Source organism: uncultured Aquincola sp. (assembly GCF_964001545.1).
In the GTDB taxonomy this organism is placed as follows: domain Bacteria; phylum Pseudomonadota; class Gammaproteobacteria; order Burkholderiales; family Burkholderiaceae_C; genus Aquincola.
Genome location: NZ_CAXFDV010000135.1, coordinates 1 through 15,777, shown reverse-complemented (window position 1 = coordinate 15,777; position 15,777 = coordinate 1). Strand labels below are relative to the sequence as shown.

Annotated in this window: 14 protein-coding genes and 1 pseudogene; 11 read left to right on the top strand and 4 right to left on the bottom strand. The window is 69.9% G+C overall.

The genetic code is table 11. The features are described from left to right. A pseudogene (locus ABNT58_RS04520) lies at nucleotides 1–324 on the top strand (exodeoxyribonuclease III); the annotation flags it as partial. A 92-nt stretch (nucleotides 325–416) separates the two neighbouring features. On the opposite strand, the gene ABNT58_RS04515 reads toward ABNT58_RS04520, so the two are convergent. Then, a complete protein-coding gene (locus ABNT58_RS04515) occupies nucleotides 417–677 on the bottom strand; it encodes an SWIB/MDM2 domain-containing protein (protein ID WP_348752314.1) in 261 nt (86 codons plus the stop codon). Between the two features lie 96 nt (nucleotides 678–773). Continuing rightward, complete coding sequence (locus ABNT58_RS04510) at nucleotides 774–1,805, bottom strand: LacI family DNA-binding transcriptional regulator (protein ID WP_348752313.1); 1,032 nt, start codon at nucleotides 1,803–1,805, stop codon at nucleotides 774–776. A 197-nt stretch (nucleotides 1,806–2,002) separates the two neighbouring features. Here ABNT58_RS04510 and ABNT58_RS04505 point away from each other — a divergent pair, with 197 nt between their 5' ends. The 9 genes from ABNT58_RS04505 (at nucleotide 2,003) to ABNT58_RS04465 (ending at nucleotide 11,439) form a co-directional block, all read left to right on the top strand. Beyond that, a complete protein-coding gene (locus ABNT58_RS04505; protein ID WP_348752312.1) occupies nucleotides 2,003–3,037 on the top strand; it encodes an ABC transporter permease in 1,035 nt (344 codons plus the stop codon). Nucleotides 3,038–3,061: 24 nt separating this feature from the next. Next, a complete protein-coding gene (locus tag ABNT58_RS04500) occupies nucleotides 3,062–4,060 on the top strand; it encodes a substrate-binding domain-containing protein (protein WP_348752311.1) in 999 nt (332 codons plus the stop codon). 5 nt (nucleotides 4,061–4,065) lie between these two features. After that, nucleotides 4,066–5,613, top strand: a complete 1,548-nt coding sequence (locus ABNT58_RS04495) for a sugar ABC transporter ATP-binding protein (protein ID WP_348752310.1) — start codon at nucleotides 4,066–4,068, stop codon at nucleotides 5,611–5,613. Beyond that, entirely contained in the window at nucleotides 5,610–6,653 is a 1,044-nt protein-coding gene (locus ABNT58_RS04490) for an ABC transporter permease (RefSeq protein WP_348752309.1), read from the top strand. The genes ABNT58_RS04495 and ABNT58_RS04490 overlap by 4 nt, the downstream gene beginning before the upstream one ends. A gap of 46 nt (nucleotides 6,654–6,699) precedes the next feature. Further along, nucleotides 6,700–7,713: a dihydroxyacetone kinase subunit DhaK gene (locus tag ABNT58_RS04485; protein ID WP_348752308.1), complete on the top strand. Its 1,014-nt coding sequence runs from the start codon at nucleotides 6,700–6,702 to the stop codon at nucleotides 7,711–7,713. Continuing rightward, nucleotides 7,713–8,378, top strand: a complete 666-nt coding sequence (locus ABNT58_RS04480) for a DAK2 domain-containing protein (RefSeq protein WP_348752307.1) — start codon at nucleotides 7,713–7,715, stop codon at nucleotides 8,376–8,378. The genes ABNT58_RS04485 and ABNT58_RS04480 overlap by 1 nt, the downstream gene beginning before the upstream one ends. Next, nucleotides 8,375–9,277 (top strand): NAD(P)-dependent oxidoreductase, encoded by a 903-nt coding sequence (locus tag ABNT58_RS04475; RefSeq protein ID WP_348752306.1) that lies wholly within the window; start codon nucleotides 8,375–8,377, stop codon nucleotides 9,275–9,277. The genes ABNT58_RS04480 and ABNT58_RS04475 overlap by 4 nt, the downstream gene beginning before the upstream one ends. Before the next feature lie 86 nt (nucleotides 9,278–9,363). After that, nucleotides 9,364–10,797 carry a coniferyl aldehyde dehydrogenase gene (locus ABNT58_RS04470; protein WP_348752305.1) on the top strand — a complete coding sequence of 478 codons (1,434 nt, stop codon included), beginning with the start codon at nucleotides 9,364–9,366 and terminating at the stop codon, nucleotides 10,795–10,797. Between the two features lie 105 nt (nucleotides 10,798–10,902). Then, nucleotides 10,903–11,439 carry a DUF3016 domain-containing protein gene (locus ABNT58_RS04465; protein ID WP_348752304.1) on the top strand — a complete coding sequence of 179 codons (537 nt, stop codon included), beginning with the start codon at nucleotides 10,903–10,905 and terminating at the stop codon, nucleotides 11,437–11,439. A gap of 21 nt (nucleotides 11,440–11,460) precedes the next feature. Here ABNT58_RS04465 and ABNT58_RS04460 read toward each other — a convergent pair whose 3' ends face one another. Then, nucleotides 11,461–13,356 (bottom strand): DUF885 domain-containing protein, encoded by a 1,896-nt coding sequence (locus ABNT58_RS04460; RefSeq protein ID WP_348752303.1) that lies wholly within the window; start codon nucleotides 13,354–13,356, stop codon nucleotides 11,461–11,463. A 132-nt stretch (nucleotides 13,357–13,488) separates the two neighbouring features. Between ABNT58_RS04460 and ABNT58_RS04455 the strand changes: the two genes are divergently transcribed. Next, the gene (locus tag ABNT58_RS04455) at nucleotides 13,489–14,490 is read left to right on the top strand and encodes a BMP family protein (RefSeq protein WP_348752302.1); all 1,002 of its coding nucleotides are present in this window, start codon (nucleotides 13,489–13,491) and stop codon (nucleotides 14,488–14,490) included. Nucleotides 14,491–14,493: 3 nt separating this feature from the next. Here ABNT58_RS04455 and ABNT58_RS04450 read toward each other — a convergent pair whose 3' ends face one another. Next, entirely contained in the window at nucleotides 14,494–15,501 is a 1,008-nt protein-coding gene (locus tag ABNT58_RS04450) for an ABC transporter substrate-binding protein (protein ID WP_348752315.1), read from the bottom strand. Nucleotides 15,502–15,777 lie beyond the last annotated feature (276 nt).

Sequence of the window (15,777 nt, the reverse complement as noted above, 5' to 3'; positions counted from 1 at the left end):
GATGCGGTGGCCGACATCTATTCCACCCGCTCGTGGAAGAAGGATGCGCTGCTGCAGCCCGAGGCGCGGGCCGCGTTCGAGCAACTGCAGGCCGAAGGCTGGACCGATGCGCTGCGGGCCTTGCACCCGGACGCACCGCTCTACACCTTCTGGGACTACCTGCGCCAGCGCTGGCAACGCGACGCCGGTTTGCGCATCGACCATTTGATGCTCAACGCACCGGCGCTTGAGCGCCTGCGGGCGGCCGGCGTGGACAAGGCCGTGCGGGGCCGCGAAAAGGCCAGCGACCATGCGCCGGCCTGGATCGTCCTGACCGGCGCATAGCCGGTCTGTGCCCCAGTCCCGCTGGGCCGCCCCAAGGGACTAGGAGCCCCCATGGGGGGTAGCGAACGCAGTGAGCTTGGGGGCTCCAGGTTTCAGCTGAGGTGCTTGCCGACCAAGGCGGTCATCTCGAACATCGTGACCTCGTCCTTGCCCATCACGTTCTTGAGCGCAGCGTCGCACAGGATGTTGCGCTTGTTGGCGGGGTTCTGCAGGTTGTGGGCCTTGATGTAGTCCCACACGCGCTTGGTGACTTCGGTGCGGGCCAGGGGCTCATCACCCACGATCTTCGCGAGTTCTGCGCTGGGCTTCAGGGGCTTCATGAAAGCGCCCGACTTCTTTGCGGCGGTGGCCATCGTCTCTTTCTGTGGCAGTGAACGGCCGCCGAGGATAACCGCCTCGGGCGACCGGCTGTTTTGCAAGCTGTGTACGGGCGGTGTCGGGCGCGTGCCTCAGCGCTGCGGCGGGCTGGCCACGCTGGCGCGTTCCACCAGGTTGGCGCCCACCATGATCTTGACCGCCGGGGCGCGGTCGGTGGCGCGCACCAGGTCGTCCAGCAGCTTGATCGCCTGGTAGCCGATCTGCCGCTTGGACACGTCGATGGTGGTCAGCGGCGGGTCCATGGCCGCGCTCATCGGCAGGTTGTCGAAGCCGATGACCGACAGGTCCTGCGGGATGCGCAGGTTGAACTCGCGCAGCGCCTTGATGCAGCCGTAGGTGATGATGTCGTTGGTGCAGAACAGGCACTCGGGCACCGCCAGGCCGCCCTGCAGCTTGGCCAGCATGTCCTGGTAGGCGCCGTCGTAGGTGGAGTCCACCGTGATGATGTCGCGCGAGCGCACCGGCAGGCCCAGCACCTTCATGCCGTCCATGAAGGCTTCGCGCCGCAGCCGGAAGTTGGTGGTGGCCACGTTGCTGGCCACGAAGCCGATGTGCCGGAAGCCCCGCTGCGCGAAGTGCGACAGGATCTTGAACACCGCGTCGCGGTTGTTCATGTTCACGAAGTTCTGTTCCAGCAGGTCGTAGTGGGTGTCGATGAACACCAGCGGCAGCGCCACGCCCTCGAACAGCCGCACGTCGTCTTCCGACAGCTCGGTGCCCAGCACCACCACGCCGCTGAGCGAGGTGCCCGCCAGCGAGGCCACGATGTCCTCCACCGGCGTGCCTTCGTAGCTGACGATCTCCAGCTTGTAGCCCTTGGCGCCGGCTTCGTGCGACATGCCGTCGATGTAGTCGGCGATGAAGGTGTTGTGGTCGCGGTTCACGGTGTGACCGTGCTTGGCGATCTTCAGGAAGCGCAGCGTGCCGGTGTGCGCGGGTGCGCCGGCCTTGGGGCTGCGCGGCGCGTAGTGCAGGCTGGCGGCCGCCTGCAGCACCCGCGCCCGCGTTTCTTCCGAGATGCCGCCCTTGCCGTTGAGCACCAGCGAGACGGTGGCGGCCGAGACCTGCGCCAGCTGGGCGATGTCCTTGACGGTGGATGACATGGGCTTCGGGCTTCAATCAAACGTTCACTAAATTCTAGTTGAACGAGCAGCGCCGAACAGGGTGCATATTGGCATCTCAGGGTCCGCGCCAACAGGGTTTGTCCGGATCATGCGTTCAGTGAAACGACCTAGGATATTCATTAAACGTAGTGGCGGTTGTTCAGTGCGTTCACTAAACGCCTATGCCGCGCGAACCGATGAAAACCAAGCAAGATCCCCAACTGCTGTTCCTCGTGGGCATCAACCTGCTGGTGCTGCTGGCGGGCTCGGTGTTGTCGCGCGGCGCCTTCATCGACCCCTACAACCTGCAGTCCATGGCCAGCCAGCTGCCCGAGCTGGGCCTGCTGGCCGCCGGCGTGATGCTGGCCATGTGTGCCGGCAACGGCGGCATCGACCTGTCCGGCATCGCGCTGGCCAATCTGTCGGGCGTGCTGTCGGCGCTGCTGGTGGGCCGCTGGCTGTCGGCCGATGAAGCGCCGCTGCTGTTCACGCTGGCCTTTGCCTCGGTGGCGCTGGCGGTGGGCCTGGCGGGCGGCCTGGTCAACGGGCTGCTGATCGCGCGGCTGGGCCTCACGCCCATCCTGTGCACGCTGGGCACGCAGCTGCTGTTCACCGGCCTGGCGGTGGTGCTGTCGGGCGGGCCTTCGGTGCGCGTGGGCAGTGCCGAGCCGTTGATGGAGCTGGGCAACGGCCTGTTCCTGGGCGTGCCCTGGTCGTTCCTGCTGTTCTGCGCGGTGCTGCTGGCCATCGGCGCGGCGCTGCGCTTCAGCCCCTTCGGCGTGCGCCTGTTTTTGATGGGCACCAACCCGCAGGCCGCGCGTTATGCCGGCTTTCCGCAGGCGCGGCTGCTGATCACCACCTATGGCCTGTCGGGCCTGCTGGCCGGGCTGGCGGGCGTGCTCATCGCTTCGCGCAACGTCAACGTGAAGTGGGACTACGGCCAGTCTTACCTGCTGATCGCCATCCTCATCACCGTGATGGCGGGCGTGAAGCCCGAAGGCGGCCACGGCCGCGTGATCAACCTGTTCCTGTCGACCACGGCGCTGCAGCTGCTGTCCAGCATGCTCAATTTCGCCGACCTGTCCAACTTCTTCCGCGACTGCGCCTGGGGACTGCTGCTGCTGCTGTTCCTGGCCGTCGGCCGCGTGAGCCTGCGCAGCCTGATGCCGCGCAACGCCGCCCCGATCACCGTTTCGATGCAGCCCCCTCCTGCGCCGAAGCGTCCGTCCTGAGGGTCAAGAACCGGAGACATCCCCATGCAATTCGTTCCCCACAAGGCCTGCCTGGTCGGCGCGGTGCTGGCCGCCACCGTCGGCACCCTGGCCGCACAGGACAAGCCCACCATCGCCACCGTGGTCAAGATCAGCGGCATTCCCTGGTTCAACCGCATGGAAACCGGCGTCAAGGAATTTGCCGCCAGCACGCCCACCGTCAACGCCAGCCAGAGCGGCCCGGCCACGGCCGATGCGGCGCAGCAGCTCAAGATCATCGACGACCTGGTGGCCCGCAAGGTGAACGCCCTGGCCGTGGTGCCGATGGACCCGGCGGTGATCGAAGGCGCGCTCAAGCGCGCGATGGACCGCGGCATCGTGGTGGTGACGCACGAGGCCGACAACCAGAAGAACACGCAGGCCAACATCGAGGCCTTCGACAACGCCGCCTACGGCACCGCGCTGAACGAGCGCCTGGCCAGCTGCATGGGCAAGCAGGGCAAGTGGACCTCGTTCGTCGGCTCGCTGGGCAGCCGCACCCACCTGCAGTGGGTGGACGCCGGCGCCAAGAACGCCGCCAAGTACCCCGGCATGCAATTGGTGGACGCGAAGAACGAATCCTTCGACGACGCCAACAAGACCTACGAGAAGGCCAAGGAGATCCTGCGCAAGCACCCGGACATCAAGGGCTTCCAGAGCTCGGCCGGCAACGACGTGCTGGGCATCGGCCGCGCCATCGAAGAAGCGGGCCTGGCCGGCAAGGTGTGCCTGGTGGGCACCGGCCTGCCCAACCCCTCGGCCAAGCTGCTGGACTCGGGGGCCATCACCGCCATCGGCTTCTGGGACCCCAAGGACGCCGGCCTGGCCATGAACAAGGTGGCCAAGCTGCTGCTCGAGAAGAAGCCGCTGACCAACGGCATCGACCTGGGCGTCAAGGGCTATGACAAGGTCACCGTCACCAAGGGTCCGGGCCAGGGCCTGCTGCTGGTGGGCAATGCGATGGTGATCGCCGACAAGGCCACCTACAAGAACTACATGTTCTGATGACCATGGCTGCGTTCCTGGAGGTGCACGGCATCCACAAGCGTTTCGGCGGTGTGCATGCGCTGCGCGGCATCCACGTCACGATCGAGCGGGGCGGCATCTACCACCTGCTGGGCGAAAACGGCTGCGGCAAGAGCACGCTCATCAAGATCATCTCCGGGGCGCAGCCGCCCGACGAGGGCAGCATCCGGCTGGAAGGCCGCGACCATGCGTCGCTGACGCCCATCGAGGCGCTGGCCGCCGGCATCGAGACGGTGTACCAGGACCTCTCCCTGATTCCCAACCTGTCGGTGGCCGAGAACGTGGCGCTGTCGGAGCAATTGGTGCGCGGCCAGGGCCGCCTGGCGCGCCGGCTCGACGACCGGCTGCTGCGTGACACCGCGCGCCGCGCGCTGGCCAGTGCCGGCCTGCCCGCCGACGACGGCTTCCTGGGCACCGTGGTCAGCGAGCTGCCGCTGGCGGTGCGCCAGCTGGTGGCCATCGCGCGCGCCATCGCCACGCGGGCCAAGCTGGTGATCATGGACGAGCCCACCACCTCGCTCACCCGGCGCGAGGTGGACAACCTCATCCGCGTGGTGGGCGAGCTGCAGCGTGACCAGGTGGCGGTGCTGTTCGTCACCCACAAGCTGGACGAGTGCTACCGCATCGGCGGCCAGGCCATCGTGCTCCGCGACGGACAGTGCGTGGCGCAGGGCCCGATCCACAGCTACACCAAGGCCGAGCTGGGCCAGCTGATGACCGGCCGCCTGATCGACGGCACCCGCTACCGGCAGGCCGGCGCGGTGGCGCCCGGTGCCACGCTGCTGTTGCAGCTGCAGGGCCTGGGCTGCGGCCGGCATTTCCATGACGTGAGCCTGAGCGTGGCGCGCGGCGAGATCGTCGGCATCACCGGCCTGGCCGATTCCGGCCGCAACGAACTGGCGCTGGCGCTGGCCGGCGTGATGGCGGCCACCCACGGCCAGATGCTGATGGAAGGCCGGCCGGTGCAGGTGCGCCAGCCGTCGGACGCGATTGCCCACGGCATCGGCTACGTGCCCGAAGACCGGCTGGCCGAAGGCCTGTTCCTGGACAAGCCCATCCTGGCCAACATGGCGGCGCTGGTGCTGGACAAGCTGCGTGGCCGCCTGGGCCTGCTGGACGCGGGCAAGTCGCGTGCGCTGGCACAGGACCTGGTGCAGGAGCTGCGCATCGCCACGCCCAACGTCGACCTGCCGGTGCAGTCGCTGTCGGGCGGCAACCAGCAGCGGGTGCTCATCGGCCGCTGGCTCACCATCGCGCCGCGGCTGCTGCTGCTGCACGGCCCCACGGTGGGCGTGGACGTGGGCTCGAAGGACACCATCTACAAGGTCATCCAGTCGCTGTCGGCCAAGGGCATGGGTCTGCTGGTGATCAGCGACGACCTGCCCGAGCTGCTGCAGAACTGCGACCGCATCCTGGTGATGCGCAATGGCCGCATGGCCGCTGAATACGCGGCCGATGCGGTGCAGGAAGAACGACTGGTGGACGCGATGCTGGCATCGGACACCGAAGCGCCGCTGGAGGCCCTGGCATGAACACCTCCCTCACCGCGGCCGATGGTGCCGCACCCGGGGCGCGCAGCCCGGCCGGCGGCCTGCAAGGCCTGCAGCGGCTGCTGGCGCGCCGGCCCGAGCTGTTCACGCTGTTCCTGCTGGTGGCGCTGTGCAGCTTCGTGGCCATCGCCAACCCGGCGTTCCTGTCGGCGCAGACGCTGATCGACATCGCCCGCGCCAGCGTGGTGATCGGCCTGTTCGCGCTGGGCGTCTTCGTCATCCTGGCCGCAGGCGGCATCGATGTGTCGTTCACCGCCATTGCCGCGCTGTCGATGTACAGCGTCACGCAGCTGGTGGTCACGCATGCGCCGCAGGCGCCGCTGCCGCTGGTGTTCCTGGCCGCGGCGCTGGGCGGCGGGCTGCTGGGCTTCGTCAACGGGCTGCTGGTGCATGGGCTGAAGGCGCCTTCGCTGATCGTCACCATCGGCACCCAGTACCTGTTCCGCGGCGTGCTGCTCACCTTCATCGGCACCGTGTGGATCACGCAGCTGCCCGACCAGATGGACAGCTTCGGCAAGATCCCCCTGATCGCCTTCGAGTCGCAGCGCGGCACGCAGGTCATCCTGCCGGCCTACTTCCTGGTGTTGCCGGCTGCGGCACTGCTCACCTGGTGGCTGCTGCGCCGCACGCTGATGGGCCGCGCCATCTTTGCCGCCGGCGGCAGCCTGGCCGTGGCCGAACGCCTGGGCTACAACGTGCGGGCCATCCACTTCTTCATCTTTGCGTACACCGGCGCACTGGCCGGCGTGGCCGGGATGATCCATGTGTGCGCCAACCGCCTGGCCAATCCGTTCGACCTGGTGGGCATGGAGATCGACGTCATCGCCGCCGTGGTGCTGGGCGGGGCGCGCATCACCGGCGGCACCGGCAGCGTGCTGGGCACGCTGCTGGGCGTGCTGCTGGTGGTGGTCATCAACAACGTGCTGATCATGGCCGGCGTGCCCAGCACCTGGCAGCGCGTCGTCGTCGGCGCATTCATCCTGGTCGCGGGGGCCTTCTTCGTGGTGCGCAAGCGCCGCTGAAATCCGCCGCCACCCACCTCCCAAGAAGGAACGAGGAGCACACCCCATGAAGAAGTTCTTGAACCAGCCCGAAGCCTTTGTCGACGAGATGCTGGAAGGCCTTTACGCCGCCCATCCGCAGCAACTCACCTACGTGGCCGACGACAAGCGCTGCCTGGTGTCGGTAGCGCGCAAGGCGGGCAAGGTGGGCCTGGCCACCGGCGGCGGCTCGGGCCACCTGCCGCTGTTCCTGGGCTACGTCGGCCGCGGCATGCTGGACGGCTGCGCCGTGGGCGGCGTGTTCCAGTCGCCCAGCGCGCAGCAAATGTTCGAGGTCACCAAGGCCATCGACCAGGGCGCGGGCGTGCTGTACATCTACGGCAACTACACCGGCGACATCCTCAACTTCGACATGGCCACCGAGCTGGCCGAGATGGAGAACATCCGGGTGCTGTCGGTGGTGGGCAACGACGACGTGGCCTCTTCGGTGCAGGGCGAAGAGCACAAGCGCCGCGGCGTGGCGGGCATCTTCTTCGTCTACAAGGCCGCGGGTGCCGCCGCTGAAGAAGGCATGTCGCTGGACGAGGTGAGGCGCGTGGCCGACAAGGCCCGCCTGGCCACGCGCACCATGGGCGTGGCGCTGAGCAGCTGCATCGTGCCCGAGGTGGGCCATGCCACCTTCTCGATCGGCGACAGCGAGATGGAGATCGGCATGGGCATCCACGGCGAGCCCGGCATCCGCCGCGGCCCGCTGCTGCCGGCCGATGCGGTGGTGGACGAGATGCTCAAGCCCATCCTGGCCGAGCTGCAGCTGGGGCAGGGCAGCGAGGTGGCGGTGCTGGTCAACGGCCTGGGCGGCACGCCGCAGGAAGAGCTGTACGTGATGTACCGCCGCATCCACCAGGTGCTGGGCGGCCAGGGCGTGCAGGTGGCCCAGGTGCACGTGGGCGAGTTCGCCACCGCGATGGAGATGGCCGGCGCGTCGATCTCGCTCATCAGGCTGGACGACGAGCTCAAGCGCCTGATCACCGCGCCGGCCGACACCCCGTTCTTCCGCCAGCACACGCAGGCGGGCCGGTGATGGACCGCATCGGCAAGCCCGAGCTGGCGGGCCTGTTCCAGCGCCTGCGCGAGGTGTTCACCCAGCAGCGCGAGGCGCTGATCGCGCTCGACGGCAAGGTGGGCGACAGCGACCTGGGCATCACGATGAGCAAGGGCTTCATCGCCGCGCATGAAGCGGTGCTGGCCCAGCTGGCCACGGCCGGCACCGACGGCATCGGCAAGCCGCTGCAGATGGCCGGCATGGCCATCGCCAAGGCGGCGCCTTCGACCATGGGCACGCTCACGGCCACCGGCTTCATGCGCGGCGGCAAGGCGCTGCTGGCGGCCGAGACCATCGGCACCGCCGAGCTGGCCGCCTTCTGGCGCGCGTACCACGATGGCGTGGTGGAACGCGGCAAGGCCAAGCCTGGCGACAAGACGCTGGTGGACGTGCTGGGGCCGCTGCTGCAGTCGCTGGAAGCCTCGGCGGCCGTCGGCCTGCCGCTGCGCGAAGCCGTGGTGCAGGCCGAGGCCGTGGCGGCCCAGGCCCTGGAAGCCACCAAGACCATGACGGCGCAGCACGGCAAGGCCGCGGTCTTCCGCGAGAAGTCGGTGGGCCTGCAGGATGCAGGCGCCACCGTGGGTCATCTCATCATCCAGGCCATGCGCGACCACGTCGTGCAGGCCGCAGAAGGGCAAGCATGAACATCGCCGTCATCGGCACCGGGGTGCTGGGAACCGGCGTGGGCCTGACGCTGCGCCGCCATGGCCACGCGGTGCGCTGCTGGAACCGCACGCCCGCCAACGCGCAGGCGCTGGTGGAGGGCGGGGCCACGCTGCATGCCACGCCGGCCCAGGCCGCCGAAGGCGCCAGCCACGTGCTGCTGCTGGTGTGGAACGAAGAGGCGCTGCGCAGCGTGCTGGAAGGGCCCGACGGCCTGCTGCAGGCCGCGCAGCCGGGCCAGGTGTTCATCGACATGAGCACCCAGTTGCCGGCCACCGCGCGTGAGCTGGCGGCCCGCTTCCAGGCGGCGGGCGCCTTGTTCGTGGATGCACCGGTGCACGGCAGCCGGGCCGAGGCGCATGCCGGTGGCCTGTGGATCATGGCCGGCGCCAGCGCCGAGGGCTGGGCCGCGGCGCAGCCGGTGCTGCAGCAGCTGGGCGCCTCGGCCCGCCACATGGGCGAGGTGGGCGCCGGTTGCGCGGCCAAGCTGTGCGGCAACCACCTGGTCAGCACCATCGTCGCGGCGCTGGCCGAGTCGCTGGCGCTGGCGCGCAAGTCGGGCCTGGACGGCCACCAGCTGGTGGACGTGTGGAGCGAAAGCGACTTCCGCTCGCCCATCGTGGAAGGGGCCGGCCGCGCGATGTGGGACGGGCAGTTCGACGTCTCGTTCCACCTGCGCACCATGGTCAAGGACACCGAGCTGATCCGCAACCATGCCGAAAGCCTGGGTGTGCCGGTGATGCTGAGCAACACCGTGCATGAGCTGAACAAGGTGGCGCAGAACCTGGGCTGGGGCGAGCTGAATGCCACCGCCATCTTCAAGCTGTGCGAGCTGATGGCCGGCATCACGCCGGCGGCGGACGGCCAGGCCAGCGCCTGACCGGCCGGGGCGTTTGGCCGACATCCCCAAGCGCCTGACCGTTTGACCCATGGACAGCCAGGGCCGTCGGCCCGACGATGCGGCCCATGCGCACCGAACCTTTCCTGCGTACCGTCGACCCGCTGGACGCCGCCTTCGCCGCCCAGCGAGCGGCGTTTGCGGCCGAGCGCTTTCCCAGCCTGGCGCAGCGCCTCTCGCGGCTGGACAGGCTGGCGCAGCTGCTGCAGGACCATGAGGCCGGCTTCGTCGCCGCCATCGATGCCGACTTCAGCGGCCGCAGCCCGCATGAAACCCGGCTGGCCGAGCTGTTCGTGGTGCAGGCCGGCCTGTCTCATGCGCGTGCGCAGCTGCGCCGCTGGATGCGCCCGCGCCGCGTGCCCACCGGGCTGCACTTCCGGCCCGGGCACAACCGGCTGCTGCCGCAGCCGCTGGGCGTGGTGGGCGTCGTGGCGGCCTGGAACTACCCGCTGCAGGTGGCGCTGGCCCCGGCAGTGGGGGCGCTGGCGGCCGGCAACCGGGTGCTCATCAAGCCGTCGGAACACGCGCCGCGGCTGGCAGCGGCGCTGGCCGCCGCGGTGGCCGAGTACTTCGACCCCGGCGAGATGAGCGTGGTGTGCGGCGACGCCAGCGTCAGCCAGCGCTTTTGCGCGCTGCCCTTCGACCACCTGGTGTTCACCGGCTCCACCGCGGTGGGCCGGCGGGTGGCGCAGGCCGCGGCCGCCCACCTGGTGTCGGTGACGCTGGAGCTGGGCGGCAAGTCGCCGGTGATCTTCGATGCCAGCGTGGACCTGGACGAGGCGGTGCCGCGCCTGGCCATGGGCAAGCTGTTCAACGCCGGCCAGACCTGCGTGGGCCCCGACTACCTGCTGCTGCCGCGCGGCATGACCGAGGCCCTGGTGCCGCGGCTGCAGGCCGCGGTGGCCCGGCTGTACCCGCGGCTGCGCGACAACCCCGACTACACCGCCATCATCCACGAGGGCCACCGCCAGCGCCTGCTGGCCCTGCTGGCCGATGCACAGGCCCAGGGTGCCCGCCTGGTGCCGCTGAACCCGACGCAGGAAGACCTGTCGCAGGGCACGCGCAAGCTGGTGCCAACGCTGGTGCTGGGCGCCACGCCCGCGATGCGGCTGATGCAGGAAGAGATCTTCGGCCCGCTGCTGCCGGTGATCGAGTACGGCACGCTGGACGAGGCCATCGCCTGCATCAACGCCGGCGACCGGCCGCTGGCCTTGTACTGGTTCGGCCGCGACACCCGCCACCGCGACCGCGTGCTGCAGGAAACCCATGCCGGCGGCGTCACCCTCAACGATTGCCTGTGGCACATGGCGCAGGAAGACCAGCCCTTCGGCGGCGTGGGCGCCAGCGGCCAGGGCGCGTACCACGGGCGCTGGGGCTTCGACCGCTTCAGCCACCTGAAGCCGGTGTTCCACCAATCGCGGCTGACCGGCGCGGCGCTGCTGCGCCCGCCCTACGGGCGCGCGTTCAACGGCCTGCTGGCGCTGCTGCGCCGCTGGGTGTGAGCGGCCGCTGCGCCGTCGCTGGCGGGCCCTGGCCTTGATCCTCGTCGCTGGCGCGGGCTTGTGGGCTCGGTAAGCTGCCCAGCCATCGGTGCGCAAGGAGGCGTGATGCAAACGATGCAAGGCCTGAACCGCCGCTTTCTGGCGGCGCTGGTGTGCCTGGGCGGCCTGATGGCGCAGCCCGGCCTGGCGGCTGCTGGCGCGGTGCGCGTGGAGCTGGTGGAGCCCGCACGCTTTGCCGATGCCGGCTACAGCCACCGCCAGGCCACGCCGGTCGAGCTGGCGCAGCTCCAGCAGGCGCTGCAGGGCGCGCTGCAGCCACTGGCCGAACGTGGCCTGCCCGCCGGCGCCCAGTTGCAGGTGCAGCTGCTGGACGTGGACCTGGCCGGCGAGCTGGAGCTGCTGCGCCGCCCCACCGGCACCGAGATGCGGGTGATGCGCGAGATCACATGGCCGCGCCTGTCGCTGCGCTGGCGGCTTGAGCAAGACGGCCGCGAACTGCGCGCTGGCGAGCAACTGCTGTCCGACCTGAACTACCTGGCCCACCAGCCGCCGGGCCGCAGCGCCGAGCGCTACGAGCCCGAGCGCCGCCTGCTGCAGCGCTGGTTCCAGCAGACCTTCGGCCCGGCGGGCGAGGCGCCCTGAGCGGGCGCGGCGCGGCGTGCATCAGCGCGGCTGCTGCGCGGCGATCCAGTCGTCGATGCGGGCGGTGAGCACCAGCATCGGCAACGCGCCCGCATCCAGCACCTGGCGGTGGAAGGCCTTCAGGTCGAAGCGCGGCCCCAGCGCCTGCTGCGCCCGCAGCCGCAGCTGCTGCAGGGTGAGCGCGCCCACCTTGTAGGCCAGGGCCTGGCCCGGCATGGCGATGTAGCGCTCGACCTCGGCCGTGGCCTCGGTGCGGCTGAGCGCCGAATGCGCCAGCAGGTAGTCGATGGCCTGCTCGCGGCTCCAGCCGAAGGCATGCAGGCCGGTGTCCACCACCAGCCGTATCGCACGCAGCATCTCGTCGTTGTAGTGGCCGAAGCGCTGGTACGGGTCGGTGAACAGGCCCAGTTCCGGGCCCAGGCTTTCGGCATACAGCGCCCAGCCTTCGGCATAGGCGGTGTTGCCGTCGAAGCGCTGCTGCTTGGGCAGCGCGGTGTTCTCGGCCGCGAGCGAGCCCTGGTAGTGGTGGCCGGGCACGGCCTCGTGCAGGTACAGCGTTTCCATGCCCCAGGTGCGGCGGCTGGGCAGGTCGTGGGTGTTGAAGTGGAAGATGCCGGGCTGCCCGGTGTCCAGCGACCCCGGGGTGTAGCTGGCGCCGGCCGCCGTCACCGCCTGGTAGTCGGGCGTGGGCCGGATCACCAGCGGCGTGCGTGGCGCCTCGCCGAACAGCCGGGGCATGGCCTGCGCCACCCGCTGGCCGATGGCCGCATAGCCGTCGGCCAGGGCCTGCGCGCTGGCCGGTGCAAAGCGCGGGTCGGTGCGCATCTGCTCGAAGAACTCGCCCAGGCTGCCGGCAAAGCCCACCTCGCGCATCACCGCCTGCATGCCGCCTTCGATGCGCGCCACCTCCGACAGGCCCAGCCGGTGCACGGTGGCGGCGTCCAGCCCGGTGGTGGTGTGCAGGCGGATCAGCCAGGCGTAGTAGTCGCCGCCGCCGGGCAGCGCCGACAGGCCCACGCTGTCGCGCGCCGCGGGCAGGTAGCGGGTGGTCAAGAAGCGCGACATGCGTGCCAGTGCCGGCCGCAGCTGGTCTTCCACCAGCTCGGTGGTTTCGCGGGTCAGGCGCTCGCGGTCGGCGGCGGGCAGGTCGGCCGGCATCTGCCGCACCGGGCCGTAAAAGGGCGAGTCGTTCACGCCCTGCGTGGCCAGCTGGTCGAACTGTGCGATCAGCCGCGCCACCACCACCTTGGGCAGCACCACGCCGCTGGCCATGCCCTGCTGCATGCGGTCGGTGGCCCCGTCCAGCCAGACGATGAAGCCTTGCAGGCGCGACAGGCCGGCGTCGTAGTCGGCCACGCTGCGGTAGGGCGCAGGGCCCTGGGCCGACGAGATATCGGCCATCAGCAGGTGCCAGCCCTGCATCTGGTCCAGCGGCATCAGCGGCCACAGGCCGGCCAGCGGCATGGCGTTGGCTTCCAGCGCCAGCTGGCGCGACCAGCGGAAGCTGTCGTAGGCCGCGCGGTCGTCGGCGTTGAGTGCCTCGCGCGACACGGCGTCCAGCAGGTTCAGCTCGGTCTGCGCCGCTTCGCGCTCGGCCGCCACGTGGGCGGGTGAATCGGGGTTGCCGAACTCGCCCGCGCGCCGCAGATCGCCGCGGAAGAGGCCGGCCATCGGGTTGCGCGCCAGCATCGCTTCGTCGCTGGCGTCCATCAGGCTGCGCAGCTGGCGCGCGGCGGCTTCGGCCCGGGCGTTGGTCTCGGCGGCGCTGGGTGTGGCGGGTGCCGGCACCGTGGGCGCCGCAGGCGTGCTGCCCGCCTGGGGCGCCGGGCCCGCGCAGCCGGCCAGCCACAGGGCCGCCACCAGCGGCAGCGCGGCGGCGCAGGGGAAGCGATGTGAACGAAGTCGTGGGGCTGACATGCCCCGCTTATACGATGCGCGCCCGCACGTGCCGATGCGTTTGCCAACAACCCGAAACACACCCGTGGCCCCGGCAGGCCCGGTGCGCCACGCCACAATGGCAGCCAGCATTGCCATCTGCATGGAGTACGCATGTTCTTATCCCGTCGTCAGCTCATCGCCGCCGCTGTGGCCGCCGGCATGTCGCTGGCGCTTGCCGCCTCGCCGGTGGCCGCGCAGTCGCGGCTCAAGGTGGCGGCCGTCTACACCGTGCCCGTCGGCCAGCTCTGGGTCGGCCGCATCGACAAGGCCTTGAAGGCCGCCGCCGCGCGTGGCGAGATCGACTACGTGTTCAGCGAGAACGTGGCCGCCGCCGACTATGAGCGGGTGCTGGCCGAATACGCCCAGCAAGGCCATGCGCTGATCGTCGGCGAAGCCTTCGCGATGGAGGACGAGGCCCGCAAGGTGGCCCGCAAGTTCCCCAAGACCGCTTTCCTGATGGGCAGCAGCGGCAAGCCGGCGCGGCCCAACTTCGCGGTGTTCGACAACTACATCGTCGAGCCCGCCTTCCTCACCGGCATGATCGCCGCCGGCATGAGCAAGAGCGGTCAGATCGGCCTGGTGGCCGGCTACCCGGTGGCCGAGACCAACCGGCTGATGAATGCCTTCATGGCCGGTGCGCGCGACATCAACCCGAAGGCGCGCTTCCACGTCACCTTCATCGACAGCTGGTTCGACCCGCCCAAGGCCAAGCAGGCCGCCTTCGCGATGATCGACAAGGGCGTGGACGTGCTCTACGCCGAGCGCTTCGGCGTCAGCGATGCGGCCAAGGAGCGCAAGGTGCTGGCCATCGGCAACGTGATCAACACGCAGGACAAGTACCCCGAGACGGTGGTGGCCTCGGCGCTGTGGAACATGGAGCCGACGATCGACGCCGCGCTGGCCGCGATCAAGGCCCACAAGTTCAAGGCCGAGGACTACGGCCGCTACTCGATGATGAAGGTGGGCGGCGGCGAGCTGGCGCCGCTGGGCACCTTCGAGGACAAGGTGCCCGCCGCGCTCAAGGCCAAGGTGGCCGCGCGCGAGAAGGCAATGCGCGAAGGCAAGTTCAAGGTGCGCATCAACAACGCCGAGCCGCGCGGCAACGTGCGCTGAGGTTCAGGCCGCCGGGCTGCCGGCGCCCCGCAGCAGCGGGCCGAAGCTGGTGTCCCAGAAGGGCGCCACCTCGGCCGGGCCGTCGAGCACGCCGATCCTGGCGAAGGTGCTGGCCACCTCCTGGTGGCGGGCGATCACCTGGGCGTCCACCGGCAGCAGGGCATGGTCGTCGCTGCGGTTGTTGAAGAGCTCGATCAGGTCGCCCACCGGCACCCGCGTTTCGGCCGACTGGGCGCGGGCATAGGCCAGGTAGTTGGCATTGGCCCAGCTGTAGGCGCGGCGCAGGCGCAGCAGGTAGTCGCCCACCGCCGCACGCCGCAGCGGATCGGCGATGGTCTTGGGGTTGGCGTAGATGGGGAAGTTGCCCGACAGATAGCCCTTGCCGGTCTTGAGCACCTTGGCGCCGTAGCGGGTGCGGGCCAGCTGGCCGTTGTAGCCGTAGATGGCCCAGGCGTCGAGGTCGCCGCGGTCGAAGGCCGACAGGCCGTCGGCCGGGCTCAGGTTGGCGGCCTGGATGTCGTTGAAGCTCAGCCCCGCCTCGGCCAGCTGCTTGTGCAGGAAGTAGTGCGCGGTGGTGCCGCGCACATAGCCCACGCGCCGGCCCTTGAGGTCCTTGATCGACTCGATGCCGCTGCCCTTGCGCGCCAACGTCACCTGGTTGTTCAGGTCTTCGCGGATCACCGCGATGAAGCGCACGTTGGCCTTCTGCCGCGCCGCGAAAGTGGCCGGAATCTCGCTGCCCGAGCCCAGGTCCAGCGCGTCGCCGTTGAGCGCCTCGATGTGCAGCAGGCCGTTGTTCAGTTCGCGCCAGTCGATGGTGTAGGGCGCATCAGCCAGCTGCGCCGCCGCCAGCAGCGCACGCCAGTTGCCCTCGTAGGTGCCGATGCGCAGCGTGACCCCGGCCAGGTCCCGCGAAGAGGGCGTTGCCGCGCCGGCCAGGCCGGGCAGGGCCAGCGTGGCGGCGGTGCCGATCAGCAGCCGGCGGCGTGTGGGGGAAGGCCGTGGGGCCATGCGATGCTCCAGGGGGTTTGGCATCGCAGCATCGTAGGAACGGCCGTCGCGGTTGGCGACGCATCATCGCGCATAAGCATCCTCGGCAGGCGCATGGTGGCCGCGCGGCGGCCAGCCGGCTTCAGCCGGCTGCCGGTGCCAGCCCGAGCCGCGTCAGCAGCTTCAGCATCGCAGGCGCGCACAGCGCAGGCAGCTCCTGCGGCGCGGCCCAGCGCCAGGCGTCGACCTCGGGCGTCATCACGCCGGTGCGGTGGTGCGCAAAGAAGCTGGTGCAGG